The following is a 22,640-nucleotide window of genomic DNA, read 5'->3' on the forward strand; positions in this document are numbered from 1 at the left end:
AGCAGTTCGTGACGATGGCCGCAGCCACAGCTCTCGTAGCTGAGCTGCGGCCATCGTTGCCTACACGGAATCTCGTGTGTGTCGACCGATCGGCTAGGGTCCAACACTGACCGTCGGTCCGGTCGATGCGCACTGTTAGAGTTCTAGAGTTCAGAGAAGTTCGTATCGATGCGGTCGATGTATGTCGTCCGCAGTCCATGCTCGTGAGGCTCACGGGAGCATCAGTTGCTCCCGACGAAGCACTCGCGGCGTCAACGCAGTCGTGCCAGGAGGATCTTTGCTTTCCGCCTTCGTGTCGGCCCTCAGGACTCCTGACCTGAGACGGAAGATCCTCTTCACGCTCGGTCTGGTGGCCCTGTATCGCTTCGGTGCAACACTGCCGTCGCCGGGTGTCGACTACGCCAATGTCCGAGCATGCATCGACCAGGTCTCCGGTGGAGATTCGGCGGGCATCTACTCGTTGATCAACTTGTTCTCCGGTGGAGCGCTCCTCCAGCTCTCGGTGTTCGCGATCGGCATCATGCCGTACATCACCGCCAGCATCATCGTGCAGCTGCTCACCGTCGTCATCCCCAAGTTCGAGGAACTCCGCAAGGAGGGACAGTCGGGCCAGGCCAAGATGACGCAGTACACGCGTTACCTGTCGATCGCATTGGCCATCCTGCAGGCGACCGGCCTGGTGGCCCTCGCTTCGCGCGGCCAGTTGCTCCAGGGATGTCAGCAGGACATCATCGCCGACCAGTCCATCTTCGGGCTCGTCATCATCGTGCTGGTCATGACTGCAGGCGCAGCCGTCGTGATGTGGTTCGGCGAGGTCATCACCGAGCGCGGTGTCGGCAACGGAATGTCGCTGCTGATCTTCGCCGGAATTGCCTCGCGCATCCCGTCCGAGGGCAACTCGATTCTGGAGAGCCGCGGCGGGTTGGTCTTCGGGTTCGTCTGCTTCGCAGCGTTCCTCATCATCACCGGTGTGGTCTTCGTCGAGCAGGGTCAGCGCCGAATCCCGGTCCAGTACGCCAAGCGCATGGTCGGCCGGAAGATGTACGGCGGCTCGTCCACGTATCTGCCGCTCAAGGTCAACCAGGCCGGCGTCATCCCGGTGATCTTCGCGTCCTCGCTCCTCTACCTACCCAATCTCATCGCCCAGCTCACGTCCGCCAGCACCGCAACCGATCCGAGCTGGTGGCAGCGGATCATCAACGAGTATCTGGTGAACCCGGCGAACCCGGTGTACATCGCTATCTTCTTCGGGCTGATCGTCTTCTTCACGTACTTCTACGTGGCGATCACGTTCAACCCCGAAGAGCGGGCCGACGAGATGAAGAAGTTCGGTGGATTCATCCCGGGCATCCGACCGGGTAAGCCGACAGCCGATTACCTCAACTACGTTCTCAGTCGCATCACGCTGCCCGGTGCGGTGTACCTGGGCACCATTGCGGTGCTTCCCAACCTGTTCCTCGACATCGGCAGTTCGGGCGGAGCTCAAAACCTTCCGTTCGGTGGTACCGCCGTGTTGATCATGGTCAGCGTGGGCCTCGACACCGTGAAGCAGATCGAAAGCCAGCTGATGCAGCGTAACTACGAAGGGTTCCTCAAGTGAGACTTGTTCTGCTCGGTCCCCCCGGTGCCGGCAAAGGCACTCAGGCCGTCCTCCTCTCCGAGAAGCTGGGCGTGCCACACATTTCGACAGGCGATCTCTTTCGCGCCAATATCGGCGAGAAGACCCCGCTCGGATTGGAAGCGAAGAAGTACCTCGACGCGGGCGACCTCGTGCCGAGCGAACTCACCGTGGACATGGTGCGCAGTCGACTCGCCGAGCCCGACGCCGTCAACGGATTCCTGCTCGACGGTTTCCCGCGTTCGGTCGGCCAGGCCGAAGCTCTGGTCGACATCCTCTCCGACCTGAACGCGCATCTCGATGCAGTGCTGTCCTTCGTCGTCGACGAGGACGTCGTCGTGGACCGCATGCTGGCGCGCGGGCGTGAGGACGACAAAGAGGACGTCATCCGTAATCGTCTCAAGGTGTACCGCGACGAGACGGCACCGCTGTTGGACTACTACTCCGACAAGCTGGTCACCGTCGATGCGATCGGTGAGGTGGACGAAGTCAACGCCCGCGCGCTGAAGTCCATCGAGGACCACGGCAAGTAATGGCGTTCGGCCGTAAACGAAAAGTCGTCCCGTTCAAGAGCGCTGGTGAGCTCGACGCGATGGCGGCAGCCGGTGCCGTGGTAGGTGCCGCTCTCGTCGCCGTACGGGATGCAGCCAAGCCCGGAGTCTCGACGCTCGAACTCGACCGAGTTGCCGAGGCGGTCATCCGTGATGCCGGCGCGGTGCCCTCTTTCCTGGGGTACCACGGTTTCACCGGCAGCATCTGCTCCTCGGTGAACGACCGCGTGGTGCACGGCATTCCGTCGGCGGACGAGTTGTTGGTCGCCGGGGATCTCGTGTCCATCGACTGCGGTGCCGTTCTGGACGGCTGGCACGGAGATTCGGCGTGGACGTTCGGCGTCGGCGACATCATCGAGGCCGATGCGTTGCTGAGCGACGCGACGAGGCTCTCCATGGAGGCCGGGATCGCAGCGATGATCCCCGGCAATCGTCTGACCGACATCTCCCACGCCATCGAGTCCGGTACGCACGCGGCCGAGGATGCTCACGGTCGTAAATACGGAATCGTCGACGGGTACGGAGGCCACGGAATCGGCCGCGAAATGCACATGGACCCGTTCCTGGCGAACGAGGGCGCGCCGGGCAAAGGCCCGGAGCTCGTGGTGGGCTCCACGCTGGCCATCGAACCGATGTTGACGCTCGGTACCTACGAGACCGACATTCTCGACGACGGGTGGACCGTGGTGACCACCGATGGTTCTCGTGCGGCGCACTGGGAACACACGGTCGCGGTGACCGAGGACGGCCCGCGAATCCTGACGGTTCGGCCTCGCTAGAACTACCAGGTCAACGCTTACCAGGTGAGTGACGAGTACCGGCGGCCCCCTCGGATGAGTCCGAGGTGGGCTGCCGTCAGACGTAGCCATAGGCGAGTGGGCATCCGAGTCACTGCGGTCGGCAGCAATGGGTTTCGTACCGCGAGCGCGAGGAGCGCTACGGAAATTGTGCGGATTCGGAACGGCGGGCATCCGGCAGCCCGATACATTCCGCGGACGTGGGCCGACCCGTATCCCAGCGCCCCCGCCTGTTTCCAATTGTCCCGGTAGCCGGTACGCAGACGGTATTCGACCAGCGGCTCGGCTATGAAGTGCAGGCGGGCACCCGATTGCTGTGCGCGCCAGGAGAATTCCATGTCCTCGCTGGCATGAACGAATTCGAGCATCCCTCCGAGATCTCGGTAGGTCGACGCGCGGCACGCCATACTCGCCCCGATGACGAACGGGCGAAAGGGCGACTTGCCCTGATTCGAAGGTGGGGCGAACGGAACTGCGGCGCGCGTCGCTTCGGAGTTCAGCGCCTCGGTGCTCAGGCCGGTTCCCACGAGGTCGTAGCTGTCCAGTTCGGCGGTGATGCGCCGCAGCCATGTCGGGTGTACGACGTCGTCGGCATCACAGAAGGCCAGCAGCGGGCCCTCGGCTGCTTCCGCTCCACGATTGCGCGCATGCGACGCGCCTGGGGTGCCGGACGAATCGACGTACTTCAGATTCAAGTGGGCCCGTAGTGCGTGGTCCTCCACGAACTCGCACACTCCGTCGGTCGAGCCGTTGTCGCTGACGACGACCTCGAACGGGCCGTCGTAGTCCTGGTGGGCGAGGGCGCGTAGTTGCTCGTCGAGCACATCTCTGGCGTTGTGTACGGGAATGATCACGGAGACGGCCGGGCCGGACGGGTTGGAACTCAAGAGGGCACCTTGCGGGCTCGGTGGCTGAACGATGGCGGGCGGACGAAAGGTTAGCTCAGTTAATCTAACGTCGCCATCCGACGCGTTTCGTGCCCGCTTCGCGCGCATTTGGCCAGATGTGTCTTTGCCGGTAACATAGATCGACGGTGCGCCCTGCGTACCGGATGTTCGCATGCCTCGAGGGCTGTGCGGCCCTCCGGCGATACTCCGACTCGGTTCCGAGGAGTCGGTCAGTGGGCATCACGGTAACGGAAACAGATGCAATCAACCAGGTGTGAGAGCCAGGATCGCGGAGGATATGGCCAAGAAAGACGGTGCTATCGAGGTAGAGGGCCGAGTTGTCGAACCGCTGCCCAATGCGATGTTTCGCATTGAGCTCGAAAACGGCCACAAGGTACTCGCCCACATCAGCGGAAAGATGCGTCAGCACTACATCCGCATCCTTCCCGAGGATCGCGTCGTGGTAGAGCTTTCGCCCTACGACCTCACGCGTGGACGCATCGTTTACCGCTACAAGTAAGAGCTTCCTCGGCCATGTCCGGTCGGGGAGAACCATGCTCGGTCCGCTGCTCGCAGCGCGTCCGAGCTACACACAGGAGATCAACGACGTGAAGGTTCAGCCGAGCGTCAAGAAGATCTGCGAGAAGTGCAAGGTGATTCGTCGTAACGGACGCGTCATGGTGATCTGCGACAACCTGCGTCACAAGCAGCGTCAGGGATAACCACCGAGCATCACGCACGTCGGCTTGGCAACAGCTAGAAGATGACCTCCCAGCACCAACCGCAACACACGCGTTGTGGCAGACCCCCGGCACGGAGGCCGGGGCCCCACTGAGTTTGTTGAAAGACGCTTCCCACCCCAGCGGTGAGAAGGACACAGGGGACGGACTGGGAGCAGACCTCCGGACAAGAAAAGGAAATGCCACATGGCACGTCTCGCAGGTGTGGATCTGCCGCGCGAAAAGCGCATGGAGATCGCACTGACTTACATCTACGGCGTCGGCCGTACCCGCTCCAAGGAAATTCTCGCAGCAACGGGCGTCAGCCCCGACCTGCGCAGCAAGGATCTCGGCGACGACGATCTGCGCAAGCTCAGCGATTACATCAACGAGTCCCTCAAGGTCGAGGGCGATCTGCGCCGCGAGGTGCAGGCCGACATCCGACGCAAGATCGAAATCGGCTGCTACCAGGGTCTTCGCCACCGTCGTGGTCTGCCCGTCCGTGGACAGCGCACCAAGACCAATGCGCGTACCCGTAAGGGACCCAAGCGCACCATTGCCGGCAAGAAGAAGGCGAAGTAATGCCCCCCAAAGCACGCGGTACCGGTCCGAAGAAGGCGCAGAAGACGCGTCGCAGGGACAAGAAGAACGTCCCGCACGGATCTGCGCACATCAAGAGCACGTTCAACAACACGATCGTGTCGATCACCGACCCCGCCGGAAACGTCATCTCGTGGGCGTCCTCGGGACACGTGGGCTTCAAGGGCTCGCGCAAGTCGACTCCGTTCGCCGCACAGCTCGCAGCCGAGAACGCTGCGCGCAAGGCTCAGGAGCACGGCGTCAAGAAGGTCGACGTGTTCGTCAAGGGCCCCGGCTCCGGCCGTGAGACCGCGATCCGCTCACTTCAGGCCGCAGGCCTCGAGGTCGGCACCATCTCCGATGTCACCCCTCAGCCGCACAACGGCTGCCGTCCGCCCAAGCGGCGTCGGGTCTAGCGGGAAGGAAAGGTTTAGAAAATGGCACGTTATACCGGTCCTATCACCCGCAAGTCGCGTCGTCTGCGCGTCGACCTCGTCGGAGGCGACCAGGCGTTCGAGCGTCGTCCCTACCCGCCCGGCCAGCACGGCCGCGCGCGGATCAAGGAGAGCGAGTACCTGCTCCAGCTGCAGGAGAAGCAGAAGGCTCGCTTCACCTACGGCGTCATGGAGAAGCAGTTCCGTCTGTACTACAAGGAAGCCAACAGGGCCGCCGGCAAGACCGGTGAGAACCTGCTGACCATCCTCGAGACTCGCCTCGACAACGTCGTCTACCGTGCGGGTCTCGCACGTACGCGTCGTCAGGCACGCCAGCTGGTCACCCATGGCCACTTCCTCGTGAACAACAAGCGAGTGGACATCCCCAGCTACCGCGTCTCGCAGTACGACATCATCGATGTCCGCGAGAAGTCCGCGCAGACCCTGCCGATCCAGATCGCTCGTGAGAGCTACGGCGATCGTCCGGTGGCTCCGTGGCTGCAGGTCGTCCCCAACCGTCTTCGCATCCTGGTTCACCGGGTGCCGGAGCGCGCACAGATCGATGTGCCGCTCCAGGAGCAGCTCATCGTCGAGTACTACTCGAAGTAAGGCGCAGCACGCATGTGAGTCTCCCCGCGAGGCTCACATGCGTCTTCGCCTCCACACGTGGGCGTCAAATAGCGGACGCCCGTACAGGAGGAACACAGAATGCTCATTTCACAGCGCCCGACGCTGACCGAAGAGGTCATCGCCGACAACCGCTCGAAATTCGTCATCGAGCCGCTCGAGCCCGGCTTCGGTTACACACTCGGCAACTCGCTCCGCCGCACCCTGCTGTCGTCGATCCCCGGCGCTGCTGTCACCAGCATCCGTATCGACGGCGTCCTCCACGAATTCACCACCGTTCCCGGAGTCAAGGAAGATGTCACCGACATCATCCTGAACCTCAAGGGACTCGTTGTGAGCTCCGAAGAAGACGAGCCGGTCACCATGTACGTCCGCAAGCAGGGCCCCGGCGCTGTCACCGCAGGCGACATCGTGCCTCCGGCCGGCGTCACGGTGAACAATCCGGATCTGCACATCGCGACCCTGAACGACAAGGGCAAGTTGGAGATCGAGCTCGTCGTCGAGCGCGGTCGCGGCTACGTCCCCGCCGTTCAGAACAAGGCATCGGGTGCCGAGATCGGCCGTATTCCGGTCGACTCGATCTACTCGCCCGTGCTCAAGGTCACCTACAAGGTGGAGGCCACCCGCGTCGAACAGCGCACCGACTTCGATCGGCTCGTTCTCGACGTGGAGACCAAGAATTCCATCACCGCGCGGGACGCGCTCGCTTCGGCGGGCAAGACCCTGGTTGAGCTCTTCGGCCTCGCCCGTGAGCTGAACGTCGAAGCAGAAGGCATCGAGATCGGACCCTCGCCCGCCGAGGCCGATCACATCGCATCCTTCGGACTCCCCATCGAGGATCTGGACCTGACGGTTCGTTCCTACAACTGCCTCAAGCGCGAAGGTGTTCACACCGTCGGTGAGTTGGTTGGTCGTACCGAGTCCGATCTGCTCGACATCCGTAACTTCGGGCAGAAGTCCATCGACGAGGTGAAGGTCAAGCTGCACTCGCTCGGCCTTTCCCTCAAGGACAGCCCCGCGTCGTTCGATCCGAGCACCGTGCCTGGCTACGACGCCACCACCGGCACGTGGAGTGACACCGACGCAGGCTCCTTCGGCGATACCGAAGGCGCCGAGCAGGACTACGCCGAGACAGAACAGCTGTAATCAGCTCGCTGGAGCTCTTACTAGGAGATTCATCATGCCCAAGCCCACCAAGGGCCGCCGTCTCGGCGGGTCGGCGTCACACCAGAAGGCCATCCTGGCCAACCTGGCGACGTCACTCTTCGAGCACGGCCGCATCACCACCACCGAGTCGAAGGCCAAGCGCCTTCGTCCCCACGCCGAGAAGCTCGTCACCCATGCCAAGAAGGGTGATCTGGCCCATCGTCGTGAGGTTCTCAAGACGATCAACAACAAAGATGTCGTGCACAAGCTCTTCGCCGAGATCGGGCCTTTCTTCGCCGATCGCGACGGTGGCTACACGCGCATCATCAAGACCGTCCCCCGTAAGGGTGACAACTCGCCGATGGCCATCATCGAGCTCGTCAACGAGCAGACGGTGTCCAACGAAGCCGACCGCGCACGCCGCGTGAAGGCATCGAAGGCTGCTCCCGCCGCAACCGAGGCTCCGGCCGAGGACACGGCAGACGACAACGTCGTCGAGGCTGTCGAAGCCGACGCGACCGACGCCGAGGTGGCCAACGCCGACGCAGTCATCGAAGGCATCGAGGACAACGACGCTCACGCGTCGGACGCCCCCGAGGCCGAGGATGCGAAGAAGGACTAGTCCTTGTGAGCTCCGAGCACGACCGAAGCGGGCCCGCCATTTCCTCAGGAGATGGCGGGCCCGCTTTGTCGGTCCCCACCAGATATCGGCTCGACATCTCGTACGACGGCACGCACTTCTCCGGCTGGGCTCGGCAACCCGGTATCCGAACCGTGTGTGGCGTGCTCGAGGAGGCTTTCTCCACTGTGCTCCGTCAACCGGTCGAGCTGACCGTGGCCGGTCGAACCGACGCCGGAGTGCACGCGACCGGTCAGGTTGCACATTTCGACGCCGTGGGTGTGCCGGACGAGCACGACCGGTTGATTCGAAGAATGGCGCGCTTTCTTCCCTCCGACGTCCGGGTTCGTGCGGTCACGAAGGTCTCGCCTGACTTCGACGCTCGGTTCTCGGCATATCGCCGTCACTACGAGTACCGATTCGGCACAGCGCTCTACGGCGTAGATCCTCTGGATGTCGCCGGTGTCGTGTCCTGGCCTCGGCCGATCGATCTGGACGCGGTACGCGAGGCGTCGCAGGCACTGATCGGACTGCACGATTTCGCAGCGTTCTGCAAGAGGCGAGACGGTGCCACGACGGTGCGAGAACTGCAGCGCTTCGACTGGGAACGCGAGGGGGATCGATTGACCGCGTACGTCAGCGCCGATGCGTTCTGCTGGTCGATGGTGCGCAGTCTGGTCGGGGCGATGCAGGCCGTCGGTGAAGGACGACGAACCCCCGACTGGGCACGTTCCCTGCTCGGTCGTCGAGAACGCGCGAGCGAGGTGGCAGTGGCCCCGGCCCACGGACTTGCCCTGGTGCGGGTCGACTATCCACCAGCCGACATGTTGGCCGCGCGCAATGCTGCCACCCGGGAGACTCGACCGGCAATCGTCGGCGACGAATGTTGTGGAGGAGAAGGATGAGCGACGATCGCGCCGGGTCCGGTGCCGACACGATGCAGCCGATACGTCTCGCGGTGGTCACCGGCAGCGTTCGGGAGGGGCGGGTGGGCCCCACCGTCGCAGCCTGGGTGCGCAGCGTGGCGTCGGCGCGCGACTCCCTCACGGTTGTGGATGTCGATCTCGCGGACTTCGATCTCCCGAACAGCTTGACGTCGAGCGAGGACTCCGAACGTTTCACCCGCATCGTGGGCGAGGCCCACGCGTTCGTCCTCGTCACTCCCGAATACAACCACGCTGTGCCCGGCTCGCTGAAGACCGCGCTCGACACGGTGAAGTACGAATGGCGGTCCAAGCCAGTGGGATTCGTATCCTATGGCGGTCTGGCGGGTGGTGTGCGAGCGACCGAGCAACTGCGCCTCATCGCCGCAGAGCTACACATGGTGTCGGTGCGGGATTCGGTATCACTCCATCGCGTGCGTCGGCGTTTCGACGAGGCCGGTGGCGTCGACGATCCCGCTGCTGTCGACTCCTTGGGGCGATTGCTCGACCAACTCGAGTGGTGGGCCGGCGCAGTGTCGAGCGCGCGGGCGCGCGTCCGGTACCCCGGCTGACACTGTCAGACTCGGACGGCGGGTCGAAGACTTCTCGGTCGACCGATGAACGCCGTTTCCTGCGGAATGGTGACCAGCGTCAGTTCGATGTCGATCGGACCCGAACGCACCCGAATACGGTCACCCGACGCACGCGGCTGAACGATCGACAGTGTCGCGGCGAATCTCTGTCGGGTCGGCCCGGGTGCCGCCGGATCATGCGGCGGTTCGTGTTCGGTCAGCGAGATCACAGTGACGCCGGGGACAGATTGGTGATCGAGCGAGATGGAGCCGTCTGCGAAGTCGACCACGACGACGTCGTACGAGGGCCGCACCCGTGTGTGGTCGCTGTCGACCAGAAACCGCTCGGGCTCCCCGATGGCGTCGCGGAGGGCTCCCCAGGCGTGCGGTCTGTCCGTTCTGACGACAACTCGCGCTCCGGTCGCCACGGCTCGGAACAGAAGCTGTTGGGCGAGGTAGAGCTCGCCCACGATGCTGACCCGCGGCAGGTTCGCCCCGAAGATCCGCACTGCCACACCGTTTCCGTTCGTATCCGATCCCAGTAGTTGGCCGCAACCACTCACCGGGAACGCCCAGGCCTGCAGTGCGGAGGTCGAGAGGGTTCCGACCGGCATCACTGCCGAGTGTGTTGCCACAGCCAGTGGCAATTGAGCGAGAATGCCGTCTCGTTGACGTCCGGCCATCGAGGTCAGTGAAGCAACATCGGGCCTCGAGATTGCCTCTCGCGCAGCGAATCTGCACGACGCACGAACGCGGACGCGGCTCGGCTCGTCGGTGGGGCGCAGGTGAACGGACATGGTCGTACCCAGCGACGGTGTCGCCCACAAGGCCGAAAGATCCTCGACAGTGATTGTGCTGCAATCGATTCCGTAACCCGTACTCGCCACGCCGGGCAATGGAGCGTAGGACCACACCTGAGTCAGGTCGTCGGTGTCGACGCCCCGGCTCAGGTGCAATGCCGCGGCTCGGAGTTCTGTGGCCGTCGACAGCCGTGTGGACAGTCCATGAGATTCCAAGGCGCGTGCAGTGCGGAGGGCTGCAACGACCGCGGTTCGGGCCGCCCCGGTCCGGCCCGTGCCCCTCGCTGCCATCGCTCGGGCGTTGGCTCGTACGTCCAGAGTGACGGACACCCACACCGTCCGTTGCGCGACGGCGGGCAACGGGCCGATGAGGCCCTCGTACACGTCGGTGGCCACCGAACCGTCGGCGGTTCGAAACCCGAGCGCGACGATGTCGATTGCGGCAACCTCGACGTCGTGCTGCCGAAAGCACGACGTCAACGCCTCGATGGGCAGCGTGTGTCGTGTGTCGGCTCGCGTTCGCGCCAGCACCGTCGTGTCGTGTTCCGGTGCAATGATCTCCACGGTGCACGTGACGGTATCGCGCTGCCAGTGCACACCGACGGGCCGGCCGTCGGGGTCGACATGTTCTGTTGTCACCCCGACGGCAGGGACTCGGCCGGATCCGAAGCGTAGAGCGACGACCAGCCAGCCGGCGATCGACGTTCGCCGAAAGGCGACGAACGGTACGAGCGACACCGTCGCTGCGGCGGTGAGCGTCCACTCGACGGGCACGTCGGCCGCGAGTAGTGCGAGAGTTGTTGTTAAAGTAGCTATTTCGGCCGCGAGCAACCCTCGAACAGTTGGCACGGCGAACGACACGACCGACGTGCGCCGTCGTCTCCTCGAACGCGTCATGACATACCCTCCCCCCGAAGGTTGCAGCCCGATCGATCGTCGCCGACGCGGTCGCCGATGGGTGCGGAGGAACTGTACTGTGTCGCGTGACCCGATGGGGGATCGGGTCGGCACAATCCTGGGGAGGAATCGTGGCATCTACTCCGACGACGAAATGGCAGGTCGGCGGATACCGCTTTCTCGTCCGACGAATGGAACATGCCCTCATCAGGCGCGACGCGCGGATGCTGCACGACCCGATGAAGTCGCAGTCGCGCGCGCTCATGGTGGGTGTCGTCGTCGCATGCGTGGGTCTGGCGGGCTGCGCTGCACTGGCGCTGTTTCGGCCTCAGGACAAGATCGGCGACGCGTCGATCGTGGTCGGTAAGGAGTCGGCCGCCATGTTCGTCGGCGTCGACGGCGTGTTCCATCCGGTGCTGAACCTTGCTTCGGCGCGGTTGATCGTGGGAAGGCCCGACAACCCTGTGACGGTGAAGGAGTCGGAACTGGCGTCGCGACCTCGCGGTGCGCTGGTCGGAATTCCCGGTGCCCCGTCGGCGCTGCCGCACGACCCGGACGGCGAGGCCGAGTCGTGGACCGTGTGCGACACCGTCGATCCGATCGCCGGCGTCACGTCCACGACAGTGATCGTGGGGGAGCCCCGCTACGGCGAGAACGCGGCTGCGCTCGGCCCATCCGAGGCATTCCTGTGGACTTCGGGCGGTGCGGCGTATCTCGTCCACGACGGCACCAAGTCGCCGGTCGATCTGGCGGACAGAGCTGTCGTTCGCGCGCTGGGCCTCGAGGATGCGACGCCGACGCCGGTCAGTGCCGGTCTGCTCAACGCGGTACCGCAGTCGCCTGCGGTGACGGCTCCGTTCATAGCGCGAGCGGGTGAGATCCCCGCCTACCCGTTCGACAACCGGCCTATCGGCTCCGTGGTCAAGGTTGCCGGCCGCGACGTTCGGTACTACGTCGTGCTCGAGGACGGCATCCAAGCCATCAGCGAAACCGCAGCCCTACTCGTCAAGTTCGCCGACTCGCAGGGCAGCCCCGACATCGCGGCCGTCAATCCCGACATCCTGGCCGACGCTCCCAAGACGATGTCCGGGCTCGACGTATCGACCTTTCCACCGACGACTCCCGACATCGTCGACTCGGGTCAGAGGCCCGTCGGGTGTCTGACATGGTCACCACTCGATGTCGCCGACGGTGGTCCGACTGCGCAGCTGGTCGAATCCGCAGGACGGTCGTTGCCACTCGATACTACCGCTTCACCGGTGGAACTGGCTCAGGCGGACGGCGGCGGTGATTCGGTCGACCAGGTCCATCTGTCGCCGGGTAGCGGCGGATTCGTTCGAAGCACCGGTATCTCGACGGCAAGTACCCGTCAGGACAGCGTCTTCTTCGTCGCCGACACGGGAGTTCGCTACGGAGTCGAGGGTGCGGATGCAGCGTCGGCATTGGGCTTCGGACTCCCGGCGCCTGCACCGTGGCAGATTCTGCAGTTGCTGGGCAGCGGGCCGACTCTGGGGCGTGGTCAGGCGCTGACCATGCACGACGGGGTCGCGGCGGACCCGCAGGCAGCCGCGCTTCCGTCCAAGTAGTCCCGGCGAGTGGGCGGGCCGATCACAGCCGTCGGCGCAGGGGAATGGAGACTGCCGTTCCGAGACCCAGAATCACCGCGACCACCACCGACCCGGTCACCGCCGCATCGCGTGGCCGATGATCGGCTGCGGGCGGTGGGAGCGGCGCACCGATCGCGACCGCATCTGCGGGGACGGTTCGCTGCGTCGGTGTTACGACGTCGGTCACCGCAGCGAGTGGATCGACGACGCCGTGGCCGACCGACGGATTCCATCCGTCGGCCGGCGCATGAGCTGTTCGCTCGATGCGGTCGATCACTTGGAGAGCGGACAGATCGGGCCTGTACGCCCGCACCAGTGCCGCTGTCGCAGCGACGAGCGGTGCGGCGAAACTGGTTCCGGTCATCGGTACTACGCCGTCGGTGCCCCGAATGCCGTTGGCCAGGCCGTTGCCCGCCGGCGACAGCGACGTCATGTTGGAGCCCGGAGCAGCCACGTCCACCCATGGTCCGGCCAGGCTGAACGACGACGGCGAACCGTCCAACTCGACCGAACCGACGGTCAACACGTCGTCGAACCAGGCAGGTGTCGCTATGGTCGCAAACCCTTCCCACGGGTCCGCCTCGGGCCGGACCGGGTCGGGCATGGGGTTCTGTGTCCTGCACGCGTCGCTTCCGAAGTTGCCCGCCGCGGCCACGACGACGACGTTTCTCTCGCGAACGGCGTACTGCACTGCTGCACCGAGTGGGCCGTCGGCGACGCCTGCGCCGGCCGGTACGCACGCCACTTCGGAGATGTTGATGACCGATGCGCCTGCGTCGGCCGCCGTCCGGATTGCCATGGCCATCGTCCGTACGTTTCCGTACCCGGCAGCGTTCTCGGGTTCGGTCGACTTCTCCTGGTCGGTCCTGTTGTCCACGACTTGAAACACGTTGCTGGACTGACGGATCGACAGGATGCGGGCGTCCGGAGCGCCGCCGGCGAAACCGCTGCCCGAGGCCGTCTGCGCGGCGATGAGACCGGCCACCATCGTGCCGTGCGCGTCACAGTCGAGCAATCCGTCGCCGGTGCCGACGTAGTCGCCCCCCGGAATCAGACCCGGCAGACGTGGGTGAGGCGTGACGCCCGTATCGATGACGGCAATCAGTTGACCGGCTCCGCGAGTGATCGGCCATACGGACGCGAAGTCGAGTGCTTGCTGCGCCGTCGGAATTTCCTGGGCGTCGATCGTTTCGGAGGGGACGGCGCACGCGTTCTTCTGCTCGGTCGGTTCCAAAGGGGCGGGAGGGCTGGGCGGTGGCAGTTGCACCGGATCGATGAGCGGGCGTTCGGCGTGTGCGAAGGACGGTCCGATCAGTGCTTCGTAGGTGAGGGTCAGGACGGTGAGCGCGGCAACGACGCAGGCTCGACGCCGGCGCGCGGTCACAGTCCGCGGACGACGCTGTACAGACCGCACACCCATACTGCGATCGGAATGACGAGGGCGATCGCGGCGTATTCCACCAGTTCGGCCGATCGCCGCATCACCGGCGAATAGTTGCGGGTCGGAACCAGGGCTCCGAACACGGATGCGACGACGGCGGCGGCCAACGCCGCGCCGAACAACTCGAGTGCACGGTCCGGAAATGTGATCACTGCCCCGACCGAGAGCGAGAACAGGACGACCGCACCACCACCGACGAGTGGGACGGCATGTGTCACAACGGCATACGTGCGTCCGCGCAGAAGTAGCACCAGCGCGCACAGTGCGGCGAGGGCGATGCCGGGCCACCCGGAACCGGTCGCGGTGTCGCTCGCCGCCGCAGCGAGTACTCCCATCACCACCACGATCGTGAACGCCGTGAGCAATCCCGTCAGGTAGCTCCGTGCGCGCGTGGCTGCCACCTGCAGATCTGCGAACGACATCGAATCGAGCTCTGCCTCCTGGGCGGTGTCCAGTGGGGCACCGGCGGTGGGGACCGGAGGCAACGGAAGCCGCGCCTGCATCATCGACAGTCGGGCCGACACGGCGATTCCGGTCAGACCTACGAGTGCTGCGACGGTACCGATGGCCGCCGGCGTCATCACGGTGAACAACGCGCAGGCCGCCGCGGCGAACGCCGACACTGCCAGCACGATCGACCCGGTGAACACGGCGAGCCCGGCACCGCCGATTCGCAGAGACAACAGCGCGATCGAGCCTGCCATGGCCGAACCCAACATCACGTGAGCTGCCCCGAACTGGCCGGGTACGAACAGCGTTCCACCGGTGAACATCAGCGCCGAGGCGCATCCCCCGAAAAGCACCGCGACGGCCACCTGCTCGTACAGCCGGCCGAGAATCATCCCCGCAACGGCGAACAGGACCGCGGCCGTGACCACGGCGACTGCCTCGACCGGGCTGCTCGTGTTCTCGGCACCGGCTCGCACCGGGTCACTCAGAACGATTCCGCAGGCGAGCAGGACCGTCGAGCCCGTGATGATCGAACCGACCGTGCGTGCAGTACGCGCGGTCCACTGAGCGACGTCGTCGTTGCCGGACCGGGCCACGGCGTCCATGAGATCGTCGAACAACGGAGTCGGTGCCGGACGGTCGGCGACACCCAACACGAGCAGGTCGCCGTCACGTACGCCCAGTTCCGACAGTGTGGACGTCGACGGTAGCGGCGGACGTCCGATACGGGACAGCGTCCAGGCCCCCGACAACCCGTCGGATCCGGAGTCCGCGGTCCGGCTCCCGACCGGACCCGGTCCTTCCGCAGGTTCCGCTCGTGACGCGATCATGTCGACGATCCCCGGAATCAACAGCGACACCGGAACGTCGACGGGCAGTGCCATATCCACTTGGGTCGACCTCGCCGACACCGTCACCCGGCACACGTCCTGGGCGAAGACGGCACGCAGCCCCTGGGCACGTCGGGCCGGGTCCGATGCGATGGTCGGTTCGGCTGCGTCGGACGGTGTGTTCGTCGTTGCGGGACGGCTGTCGGCGCGTGTCATGGATATCCCCCCGGATGCGTGCAGTGCACTGTCGATGCCCGCCCCCCGGGCATCGTGCGTCCACACCCTACGACATCACGCCGACACTCGACCGCTCGTCGCCTCCGACGAGACCTGCTCTCAGCAGTCAGGCAGGAACCAGCTCGCTCACCTGGGCCAGCAGCTCGAACGACCTGAGCCAGGATCGACGATCGGAGACGCCCGAGGCGACGATCAACTCGTCTGCTCCCGTGCGTTCGGCGAATCGGTCGAGGTACTCCCTGACCATGTCGGGTGTCCCGACGGCCGAGTACTTCGTCATCTTCGAGATCTGTTGCCCCGCGGGTGCTTCCAGCACCATGTCGGCTTCCTCGTCGGTGAAGGTGCGACCCCGTCCGAGCAGCAGGCTCACGCGGCTTCTCTTGGTTCGGAGGAACTGGGCCTGAGCCTCGGCGACGGTGTCCGCAGCGATCACGTTGACGCCCACGATGAGGTGAGGTTCGGACAGCTGCGCCGACGGACGGAAGTCGCGGCGATAGATCTCCACGGCCTGTTCGAGTGCGTCGGGTGCGAAATGCGACGCGAATGCATACGGCAGGCCGAGGGCTGCCGCGAGCTGTGCGCCGAAGAGAGACGATCCGAGGATGTACAGCGGCACCTCGGTGCCGGCACCCGGCGTGGCACTGACCCCGGGGACGAGGGACTGGTGAGACAGGTACCCCTGCAGCTCCTGGACGTCCTGGGGGAATCGGTCCGAGGACGCGGGGTCGCGGCGCATGGCGCGCATGGTCACCTGGTCGCTGCCGGGGGCGCGGCCCAGTCCGAGATCGATCCTGTCCGGGAACAACGTGGCCAACGTGCCGAATTGCTCGGCGATGGTGAGCGGCGCGTGGTTTGGAAGCATGATCCCGCCGGAGCCGAGTCGAATTCGCTTCGTGTGTGCGGCCACGTGCCCGATCAACACCGACGTCGCCGACGATGCGATCGTCTTCATGTTGTGATGTTCGGCGTACCAGATGCGCTGGTAACCCCAGTTCTCGGCATGCTGGGCGAGCGTCACGCTGGCGTCGAAACTGTCTCGGATTGTTTCGCCCTCGCCCACGTGTGCGAGATCGAGGATGGACAGGGGTACGGACACGGAAGCCGACCTTTCGTTCGTCGAACATGTGCGGCCTCGGAGCCGCATTCTTCGTTCAACCGAATGCGGTGCCGTTCTATTTCTGTATCCCGATGCTTCGACGCAACTGTGGACCCTCCGGTTGTGCATGCGTTAGCCTGTCGTCCACGCGGCCTCGGGGGGAGGTCGCCGCGAATGCAGTTGTGGGGGCGCGGCCGTGGGGGCTGATCGATGAGTACCGTGCGCTTCGTTCGCAGCGCGCGCCGGGAAGTACCTCGGTCACCGGGCGGCGAGGTCGTACTTCAACCGCCGCCTCCCGTGCCGCGCGCGGTACCCGGCAATCTCCTGATGAAGCTGATGCCGCTGGTGATGGTCGCCGCCATGGTCGGAATGGTTGCGCTCATGTTCACTTCCGGTGCGGCAGCGAACCCGATGATGTTGATGTTCCCAGCCATGATGCTGATGTCGATGGTGGGCATGTTGGCCGGCGGGGGCAAGTCCGGGGGAGCACGTACCGCCGAGGCGAACGAGGACCGTAAGGACTATCTGCGGTATCTCGACCAGCTTCGACGAGACGTCGCCGACACCGAGCGAGATCAGCGCAGGGCACTCGAGTGGAGCCATCCGGATCCGGGCACTCTGTGGTCGACGGCCGGAACGCAGCGTATGTGGGAACGTCGGCCTCAGGACGCCGACTTCGCGCACGTGCGGGTCGGGCTCGGCGATCAGCGTTTGGCGACCCGACTCGTGCCTCCCGAGACCGGACCTGTGGAAGAGCTGGAACCGGTGTCCGCGGTGTCGCTGCGCCGATTCGTGCGAGCACACTCGGTGGTGTCCGAGTTGCCGATTGCCGTGTCGCTGAGGGGATTCGCCGCTCTGTCGATAGCCGGGGATCGCGATGCCGCTCGTGCGATGGTGCGCTCGATGGTCGCCTATCTCTGTACCTTTCACGGACCGGACCACCTCGCGGTTGCCGTCGTCTGCGGCCCCGACACCGTGGAGCAGTGGGAATGGACCAAGTGGCTGCCGCACACACAACACGACGTGTTGCGAGACGGTGCCGGTTCTGCGCGAATGATCTTCGGCAGTGTCCTCGAGCTCGAGAGCGCGCTGGGGGACGTCCTGTCGATGCGGAATCGCTTCGCACGTGGGTCGGTGAACAGTGGGGTCACGCAGTTGGTGATCGTGGTGGACGGCGGACTGGTTGCCAACCGTTCGACCGACCTCACCGACACCGGCCTCGATTCCGTCACCATCGTCGACCTGTCCGGGTTGTGTACGCGACTGGCGGCAAGTCGCGGGCTCCAGCTGGTGGTCGAGAACGGCTCGATCGGTGCGGTCAGCGGCACGGCAGTCGAGGTCTTCGCTGTGGCGGACGCGATGAGTACCACCGAGGCACACGCCGTTGCTCGACGCCTTTCTCCGTATCGCGCGCCGTCGTCGCCCTCCGCTGTCGATACCGTCACCGACGACGGGGCCGCAGTGTCAGGATGGAACAGCCTCGTCGGAATCGCCGACGTCGGTGCGCTCGATACGGATCGAGCGTGGACAGTGCGTCGCGGTCGAGACCGGTTGCGGGTACCCATCGGCGTCGCACCCGACGGCAGCGCGGTCGAGATCGATTTGAAGGAGTCTGCCGAGAACGGCATGGGTCCACACGGATTGTGCATCGGCGCAACGGGTTCGGGTAAGTCGGAGTTTCTGCGTACGCTCGTTCTCGGATTGGTGTCCACCCACGCCCCGCAGCAGTTGAACCTGGTACTGGTCGACTTCAAGGGCGGGGCGACCTTCGCGGGGCTCGAGGCCGCGCCGCACGTGGCGGCCGTGATCACCAACCTGTCCGAGGACCTGGCTCTGGTCGACCGGATGCGTGATGCCCTCGCCGGCGAGATGAACCGTCGGCAGGAGTTGCTGCGCTCGGCCGGAAACTTCGCCAATGTGTCCGACTACGAGAAGGCGCGCGCAGCGGGAGCTGCTCTGGTGCCGTTGCCCGCTCTGTTCGTGGTGGTCGACGAGTTCTCGGAATTGCTCAGTCAGCAACCGGAATTCGCGGAATTGTTCGTGGCGATCGGGCGGCTCGGACGTTCGTTGCACATGCATCTGTTGTTGGCCAGTCAGCGTCTGGAAGAAGGGAAGCTGCGCGGACTCGACAGTCATCTGTCCTATCGAATCGGTCTGAAAACGTTCTCGGCCAACGAGTCACGTTCCGTTCTCGGTGTTCCCGACGCGTACCACCTGCCTGCTCAGCCCGGTGCCGGCTATCTCAAGTGCGATTCGGCCGAGATCGTCCGCTTCGCTGCGGCCTACGTGTCCGGACCGTACGTTCCGCCACGTTCGAGTGCGGGGGCACCCGCCGCGCAGGGCGTCGACATCCGTCCGAGGCCGTTCACCGCATATCCGGTCGTGGTCGATCCCGTCGAGAACGACGTCCGTGTCGAGCCGGCGGTCGAACCGGATCCGGTCGAGAACGACGACACCGGCGCGACCGTTCTCGACGTCGTCGTCGGCCGAATCGCAGGCCGCGGTATGCCGGCCCACGAGGTATGGCTACCGCCGTTGGACAAGGCACCGACACTGACCCGCTTACTGCCTCGGTCGGTACTGAGCGGCGGCGTCGATTCGCTGAGCACACTTCGTGCTCCGATCGGCATCATCGACAGGCCGTTCGATCAGCGGCGGGATCTGCTGACCGTCGACCTGTCCGGTGCAGCCGGGCACGTGGCGATCGTGGGGGCTCCGCAGTCGGGGAAGTCGACGGCCCTTCGGTCGCTGATCATGGCTCTGGCGATGACGCACACACCCGCTCAGGTTCAGTTCTACTGCTTGGACTTCGGGGGTGGAACGCTGGCCGGGTTGGCCGAACTACCGCACGTCGGATCGGTGGCCAACAGATTGGACGTCGACCGAGTGCGCCGGACCGTGGCCGAGGTCGCGGCTGTCGTTCGTCAGCGGGAGAAGACTTTTCGAGATCGCGGCATCGATTCCATGGTCGAGTTCCGGCGGCTGCGGGCGATGCAACCGGTCGATGCGAACGACCGGTTCGGCGACGTCTTCCTGGTGATCGACGGATGGCAATCCATCAGATCGGACTTCGAGAGTCTCGAACAACAGATCGCGACGCTGACGACCCAGGGACTGGCATTCGGTCTGCACCTCGTTCTGACGGCCTCTCGCTGGGCAGAAGTGAGGCCCGCAACGAAGGATCTGATCGGGACCCGGCTCGAGCTGCGACTCGGAGATCCGTCGGACTCGGACATCGGCCGAACGAAAGCCGCCAGTGTGCCGCAGGGCCGACCGGGCCGGGGTATGACCAAGGACGGTCTCCACCTGCAGATCGCACTGCCTCGGGTCGACGACCGTCGATCGGTGGCCGACCTGTCCCGAGCTGTGGCAGAGTCCGTCACCGCGATCGCCGCAGCGTCCACGGGGCCGCCTGCCCCGCCGGTCCGCATGTTGCCGGAGATGCTCGAACGGTCGGAGGTGCTCGATCGACTCGGTGGCACCTGGCCTCGCGACCGCGGCACCGTTGCAGAACTGAGAGTTCCGATCGGCATCGACGAGGCCGAGCTGGCTCCGGTGACGGTCGACTTCGCCGAGAACCCACACTTCGTCGTCTTCGGCGACAGCGAATGCGGGAAGACGTCCCTGCTGCGGGGGATCTGTCGATCTCTGGTCGATGCGAACCCACCCGATCGGGTGAAACTGATCGTGGCGGACTACCGTCGAACTCTCTTGGGCACAGTCGATTCCGAGCATCTGGCCGGCTATGCGGCCGCGCAGGCGACGTTGACGGCGATGATCGTCGATCTCGCAGGCAGAATGAGCAGGCGCATGCCGGGATCGGACGTGACCCAGCAGCAGCTCCGAGAGCGGTCGTGGTGGGACGGGCCCGAGGTGTTCGTCGTCGTCGACGATTACGACCTGGTGGCCACCGCGTCCGGGAACCCGTTGTCGCCCTTGGTCGAGCATCTGCCACACGCCCGGGACATCGGACTGCACCTCATCGTGGCGCGTCGCTCGGGCGGGGCGGGGCGGGCACTGTTCGACCCGGTGATCGGGCGGCTACGCGACCTGGTGACTCCGGGATTGGTCATGAGCGGGAGCCGAGATGAGGGGAGCTTGATCGGCACCGTGCGTCCGAGCCCGATGCCGCCCGGACGTGGAGTGTTCGTCGATCGGTCCGGCCCCGCGCTCGTGCAGCTCGGACACTCGAGTTGACGAGGCCGCAGTGGCGTTACGCGGCTGTGCATTTGAGTCATTCGGAGATTTCTGTCGTCGCGTCCGGTGCGACGCTGCAGGGTCCACGCGAACACGTCGGATCCGCATACGCGGTATCGGAGGGTGGTCGACTCGTCTTCGGGCGGGCGGGCGCGGACACCGAGGTCCCTCCGCTGCTGTGTCTCGACGATCGATCGATCCTCGTGGGCGACGCAGTGTGGGATCGCGACGACGTCGTGCACGGGATCGTGTGGTCGGCGCTGCGGGGAGCCGGGATACACGACCGACTCGATCTGCTCGAGATCGCGCATCCCTCGACGTGGTGCGACGAGCGTCGAGAGCTCCTCCGAGCCGTGTTCGCCGCGTCGGCGAGCGAGGTCGTCGTCGTGGAGACGGCGATCGCCGCGGTCGCGTCGGCGGGAGAACGCGCACCGGCTGCTGCGGTGGTGATCGAAGTGGGCACCCTCGACACGACGGTCGTTCTGGTGGACGAAGCAGGAACTCACGGCGGCGACATCGGTGCAGTACTTGCTGTCGGAGAACGAGACGACAGCTGGCGACGACGAGCCGACGACTACCTTCGATCGTCGGTGTCGCAATGTCCCGAGGACATCTTCATCGTGACGGAGTCGGGTTCGAGCTCGAGCCCCGCTGCGGAAGATCCGGCACGATGGCTGACCGGACTCGACGTCGCCAGGTCTCTGTATCGACGTGCGGGAGCGGAGGTGGAGACCGCCCCGCCAGGGCGAGCCGCGGCAGGGCGCTCGGCGGCATGGCTCGACGAAGTGACCGTCGCGGTGCCACCTCCGCGAAGAAGTGGATGGCCGGTTCGAGTGTTCGGTGCGGTGGCCGCATCGATCATCGTTGCCGGTGGTGTCGTTGCACTGACGTTCGTCCTTCGGTCTCCGGAAGAGGTGGCCGTCGCGACCTCGCCGCCGTTCGCGGTGCCTGCCACCCCGGCGGTGTCGACGACCGAATCCACCTCCTCGACCGAAGCCGCCCCCACGACCGAAACGACCTCGGCGACAGCAGTATCGGCGTCGAGCGAGTCACCGTCGGTGATCCCGTCGGCGACGTTCGTCTCGGGCCGGGCGTCGCTGCGACTACCGGCGACCTGGACCAGGATGGAGGACCCGTCCCGGATGGTGTTGATTCCGCCGACAGCACCCGAGCGTCGCATCGTCGTCACAGTGCAGGAACTGGTGCCCGGCTCGACGCTCGAACAGGTTGCGTCCGAGCTCGGTGCGGCAGTCGACGCGCGTGGACCCGACTCCCCGATCGGATCGCTGGAGCCTGCCCGGGATTTCGGAGGTCGGGTGGGGATCTCGTACGTCGAGCGGCCGGCCGATGCGTCCACAGTGTTGTGGCGTGTGCTCGTCGAATCGGATGTGCAGGTGAGCATCGGCTGTCAGTTCGAGGGACCGGACTCGTCCGCGATCGACACCGAATGTGATCTGGCCACCCAGACGCTGGAGATCGTGCCGATGCGTTGAGGCCGCCGCGCAGATTTTCGCCGTATGCCGGAACCGAACCGAGGGGTGGCTGCGTCCAAGGAGATGTAGGGGAGTGAGCGGGCCGCACGCGGTCCCTCGTCGAGCGTCATGTGCGCCGCG

The 22,640-nt window shown here is 65.2% G+C and carries 20 protein-coding genes; 15 read left to right on the plus strand and 5 right to left on the minus strand.

Annotation, left to right across the window (positions count from 1 at the left end; all coding sequences use genetic code 11):
- Nucleotides 1-277 precede the first annotated feature (277 nt).
- From secY to map, 3 genes are read left to right on the plus strand one after another with little or no spacing between them, the layout of a single operon-like run.
- On the plus strand, nt 278-1,600 hold the full coding sequence (secY, locus tag CH268_RS26015; protein WP_027496327.1) for a preprotein translocase subunit SecY: 1,323 nt from the start codon (nt 278-280) through the stop codon (nt 1,598-1,600).
- Nucleotides 1,597-2,151 carry an adenylate kinase gene (locus CH268_RS26020; RefSeq protein ID WP_027496328.1) on the plus strand — a complete coding sequence of 185 codons (555 nt, stop codon included), beginning with the start codon at nt 1,597-1,599 and terminating at the stop codon, nt 2,149-2,151. Before secY ends, CH268_RS26020 begins: the two co-directional genes overlap by 4 nt.
- Entirely contained in the window at nt 2,151-2,948 is a 798-nt protein-coding gene (gene map, locus CH268_RS26025; protein WP_027496329.1) for a type I methionyl aminopeptidase, read from the plus strand. Before CH268_RS26020 ends, map begins: the two co-directional genes overlap by 1 nt.
- 17 nt (nt 2,949-2,965) lie before the next feature.
- Here map and CH268_RS26030 read toward each other — a convergent pair whose 3' ends face one another.
- A complete protein-coding gene (locus CH268_RS26030) occupies nt 2,966-3,853 on the minus strand; it encodes a glycosyltransferase (RefSeq protein WP_176458063.1) in 888 nt (295 codons plus the stop codon).
- Between the two features lie 298 nt (nt 3,854-4,151).
- On the opposite strand from CH268_RS26030, the gene infA reads away from it, so the two are divergent.
- The 9 genes from infA to CH268_RS26075 all read left to right on the plus strand — a co-directional run bounded on the left by infA (nt 4,152) and on the right by CH268_RS26075 (nt 9,472).
- Entirely contained in the window at nt 4,152-4,373 is a 222-nt protein-coding gene (gene infA / locus CH268_RS26035; RefSeq protein WP_005140011.1) for a translation initiation factor IF-1, read from the plus strand.
- 88 nt (nt 4,374-4,461) lie between these two features.
- A complete protein-coding gene (rpmJ, locus tag CH268_RS26040) occupies nt 4,462-4,575 on the plus strand; it encodes a 50S ribosomal protein L36 (RefSeq protein ID WP_025347279.1) in 114 nt (37 codons plus the stop codon).
- Nucleotides 4,576-4,779: 204 nt separating this feature from the next.
- Nucleotides 4,780-5,154, plus strand: coding sequence for a 30S ribosomal protein S13 (gene rpsM / locus CH268_RS26045; protein ID WP_027496330.1), 375 nt, complete (start codon nt 4,780-4,782; stop codon nt 5,152-5,154).
- The gene (gene rpsK, locus CH268_RS26050) at nt 5,154-5,567 is read left to right on the plus strand and encodes a 30S ribosomal protein S11 (RefSeq protein ID WP_027496331.1); all 414 of its coding nucleotides are present in this window, start codon (nt 5,154-5,156) and stop codon (nt 5,565-5,567) included. The genes rpsM and rpsK overlap by 1 nt, the downstream gene beginning before the upstream one ends.
- 21 nt (nt 5,568-5,588) lie before the next feature.
- Nucleotides 5,589-6,194: a 30S ribosomal protein S4 gene (gene rpsD, locus CH268_RS26055; RefSeq protein ID WP_008718223.1), complete on the plus strand. Its 606-nt coding sequence runs from the start codon at nt 5,589-5,591 to the stop codon at nt 6,192-6,194.
- Nucleotides 6,195-6,293: 99 nt separating this feature from the next.
- Nucleotides 6,294-7,358, plus strand: a complete 1,065-nt coding sequence (locus tag CH268_RS26060) for a DNA-directed RNA polymerase subunit alpha (protein WP_027496332.1) — start codon at nt 6,294-6,296, stop codon at nt 7,356-7,358.
- Between the two features lie 34 nt (nt 7,359-7,392).
- Nucleotides 7,393-7,980: a 50S ribosomal protein L17 gene (rplQ, locus tag CH268_RS26065; protein WP_027496333.1), complete on the plus strand. Its 588-nt coding sequence runs from the start codon at nt 7,393-7,395 to the stop codon at nt 7,978-7,980.
- A 5-nt stretch (nt 7,981-7,985) separates the two neighbouring features.
- Entirely contained in the window at nt 7,986-8,882 is an 897-nt protein-coding gene (gene truA, locus CH268_RS26070; RefSeq protein ID WP_094666280.1) for a tRNA pseudouridine(38-40) synthase TruA, read from the plus strand.
- A complete protein-coding gene (locus tag CH268_RS26075; protein ID WP_255182509.1) occupies nt 8,879-9,472 on the plus strand; it encodes an NADPH-dependent FMN reductase in 594 nt (197 codons plus the stop codon). Before truA ends, CH268_RS26075 begins: the two co-directional genes overlap by 4 nt.
- Before the next feature lie 5 nt (nt 9,473-9,477).
- Here the strand turns inward: CH268_RS26075 and eccE are convergent, their stop codons facing one another.
- Complete coding sequence (gene eccE, locus CH268_RS26080) at nt 9,478-11,169, minus strand: type VII secretion protein EccE (protein ID WP_176458064.1); 1,692 nt, start codon at nt 11,167-11,169, stop codon at nt 9,478-9,480.
- A 131-nt stretch (nt 11,170-11,300) separates the two neighbouring features.
- Here eccE and eccB point away from each other — a divergent pair, with 131 nt between their 5' ends.
- Nucleotides 11,301-12,755 (plus strand): type VII secretion protein EccB, encoded by a 1,455-nt coding sequence (eccB, locus tag CH268_RS26085; RefSeq protein ID WP_094666282.1) that lies wholly within the window; start codon nt 11,301-11,303, stop codon nt 12,753-12,755.
- Nucleotides 12,756-12,777: 22 nt separating this feature from the next.
- Here eccB and mycP read toward each other — a convergent pair whose 3' ends face one another.
- The 3 genes from mycP to CH268_RS26100 form a co-directional block, all read right to left on the minus strand.
- Nucleotides 12,778-14,196 (minus strand): type VII secretion-associated serine protease mycosin, encoded by a 1,419-nt coding sequence (mycP, locus tag CH268_RS26090; RefSeq protein WP_094666283.1) that lies wholly within the window; start codon nt 14,194-14,196, stop codon nt 12,778-12,780.
- Complete coding sequence (eccD, locus tag CH268_RS26095) at nt 14,157-15,713, minus strand: type VII secretion integral membrane protein EccD (protein WP_094666284.1); 1,557 nt, start codon at nt 15,711-15,713, stop codon at nt 14,157-14,159. Before eccD ends, mycP begins: the two co-directional genes overlap by 40 nt.
- Nucleotides 15,714-15,840: 127 nt before the next feature.
- Nucleotides 15,841-16,830 carry an LLM class flavin-dependent oxidoreductase gene (locus CH268_RS26100; RefSeq protein WP_032388205.1) on the minus strand — a complete coding sequence of 330 codons (990 nt, stop codon included), beginning with the start codon at nt 16,828-16,830 and terminating at the stop codon, nt 15,841-15,843.
- A 210-nt stretch (nt 16,831-17,040) separates the two neighbouring features.
- Between CH268_RS26100 and eccCa the strand changes: the two genes are divergently transcribed.
- Entirely contained in the window at nt 17,041-21,027 is a 3,987-nt protein-coding gene (eccCa, locus tag CH268_RS26105; RefSeq protein ID WP_094666285.1) for a type VII secretion protein EccCa, read from the plus strand.
- Nucleotides 21,024-22,520, plus strand: a complete 1,497-nt coding sequence (locus CH268_RS26110; RefSeq protein ID WP_094666286.1) for a type VII secretion-associated protein — start codon at nt 21,024-21,026, stop codon at nt 22,518-22,520. Before eccCa ends, CH268_RS26110 begins: the two co-directional genes overlap by 4 nt.
- The last annotated feature ends 120 nt before the right edge of the window (nt 22,521-22,640 follow it).

The sequence above is a fragment of the Rhodococcus sp. 06-1460-1B genome (assembly GCF_002258475.1).
Taxonomy (GTDB): domain Bacteria; phylum Actinomycetota; class Actinomycetes; order Mycobacteriales; family Mycobacteriaceae; genus Rhodococcoides; species Rhodococcoides fascians.

What these genes read in the sequence shown, in the direction of transcription:
- map (WP_027496329.1), top strand. Translation starts at nt 2,151, where the DNA reads ATGGCGTTCGGCCGTAAACGAAAAGTCGTCCCGTTCAAGAGCGCTGGT.
- infA (WP_005140011.1), top strand. Translation starts at nt 4,152, where the DNA reads ATGGCCAAGAAAGACGGTGCTATCGAGGTAGAGGGCCGAGTTGTCGAA.
- rpsM (WP_027496330.1), top strand. Translation starts at nt 4,780, where the DNA reads ATGGCACGTCTCGCAGGTGTGGATCTGCCGCGCGAAAAGCGCATGGAG.
- rpsK (WP_027496331.1), top strand. Translation starts at nt 5,154, where the DNA reads ATGCCCCCCAAAGCACGCGGTACCGGTCCGAAGAAGGCGCAGAAGACG.
- rpsD (WP_008718223.1), top strand. Translation starts at nt 5,589, where the DNA reads ATGGCACGTTATACCGGTCCTATCACCCGCAAGTCGCGTCGTCTGCGC.
- CH268_RS26060 (WP_027496332.1), top strand. Translation starts at nt 6,294, where the DNA reads ATGCTCATTTCACAGCGCCCGACGCTGACCGAAGAGGTCATCGCCGAC.
- rplQ (WP_027496333.1), top strand. Translation starts at nt 7,393, where the DNA reads ATGCCCAAGCCCACCAAGGGCCGCCGTCTCGGCGGGTCGGCGTCACAC.
- CH268_RS26075 (WP_255182509.1), top strand. Translation starts at nt 8,879, where the DNA reads ATGAGCGACGATCGCGCCGGGTCCGGTGCCGACACGATGCAGCCGATA.
- eccE (WP_176458064.1), bottom strand. Translation starts at nt 11,169, where the DNA reads ATGACGCGTTCGAGGAGACGACGGCGCACGTCGGTCGTGTCGTTCGCC.
- mycP (WP_094666283.1), bottom strand. Translation starts at nt 14,196, where the DNA reads ATGGGTGTGCGGTCTGTACAGCGTCGTCCGCGGACTGTGACCGCGCGC.
- eccD (WP_094666284.1), bottom strand. Translation starts at nt 15,713, where the DNA reads ATGACACGCGCCGACAGCCGTCCCGCAACGACGAACACACCGTCCGAC.
- eccCa (WP_094666285.1), top strand. Translation starts at nt 17,041, where the DNA reads ATGAGTACCGTGCGCTTCGTTCGCAGCGCGCGCCGGGAAGTACCTCGG.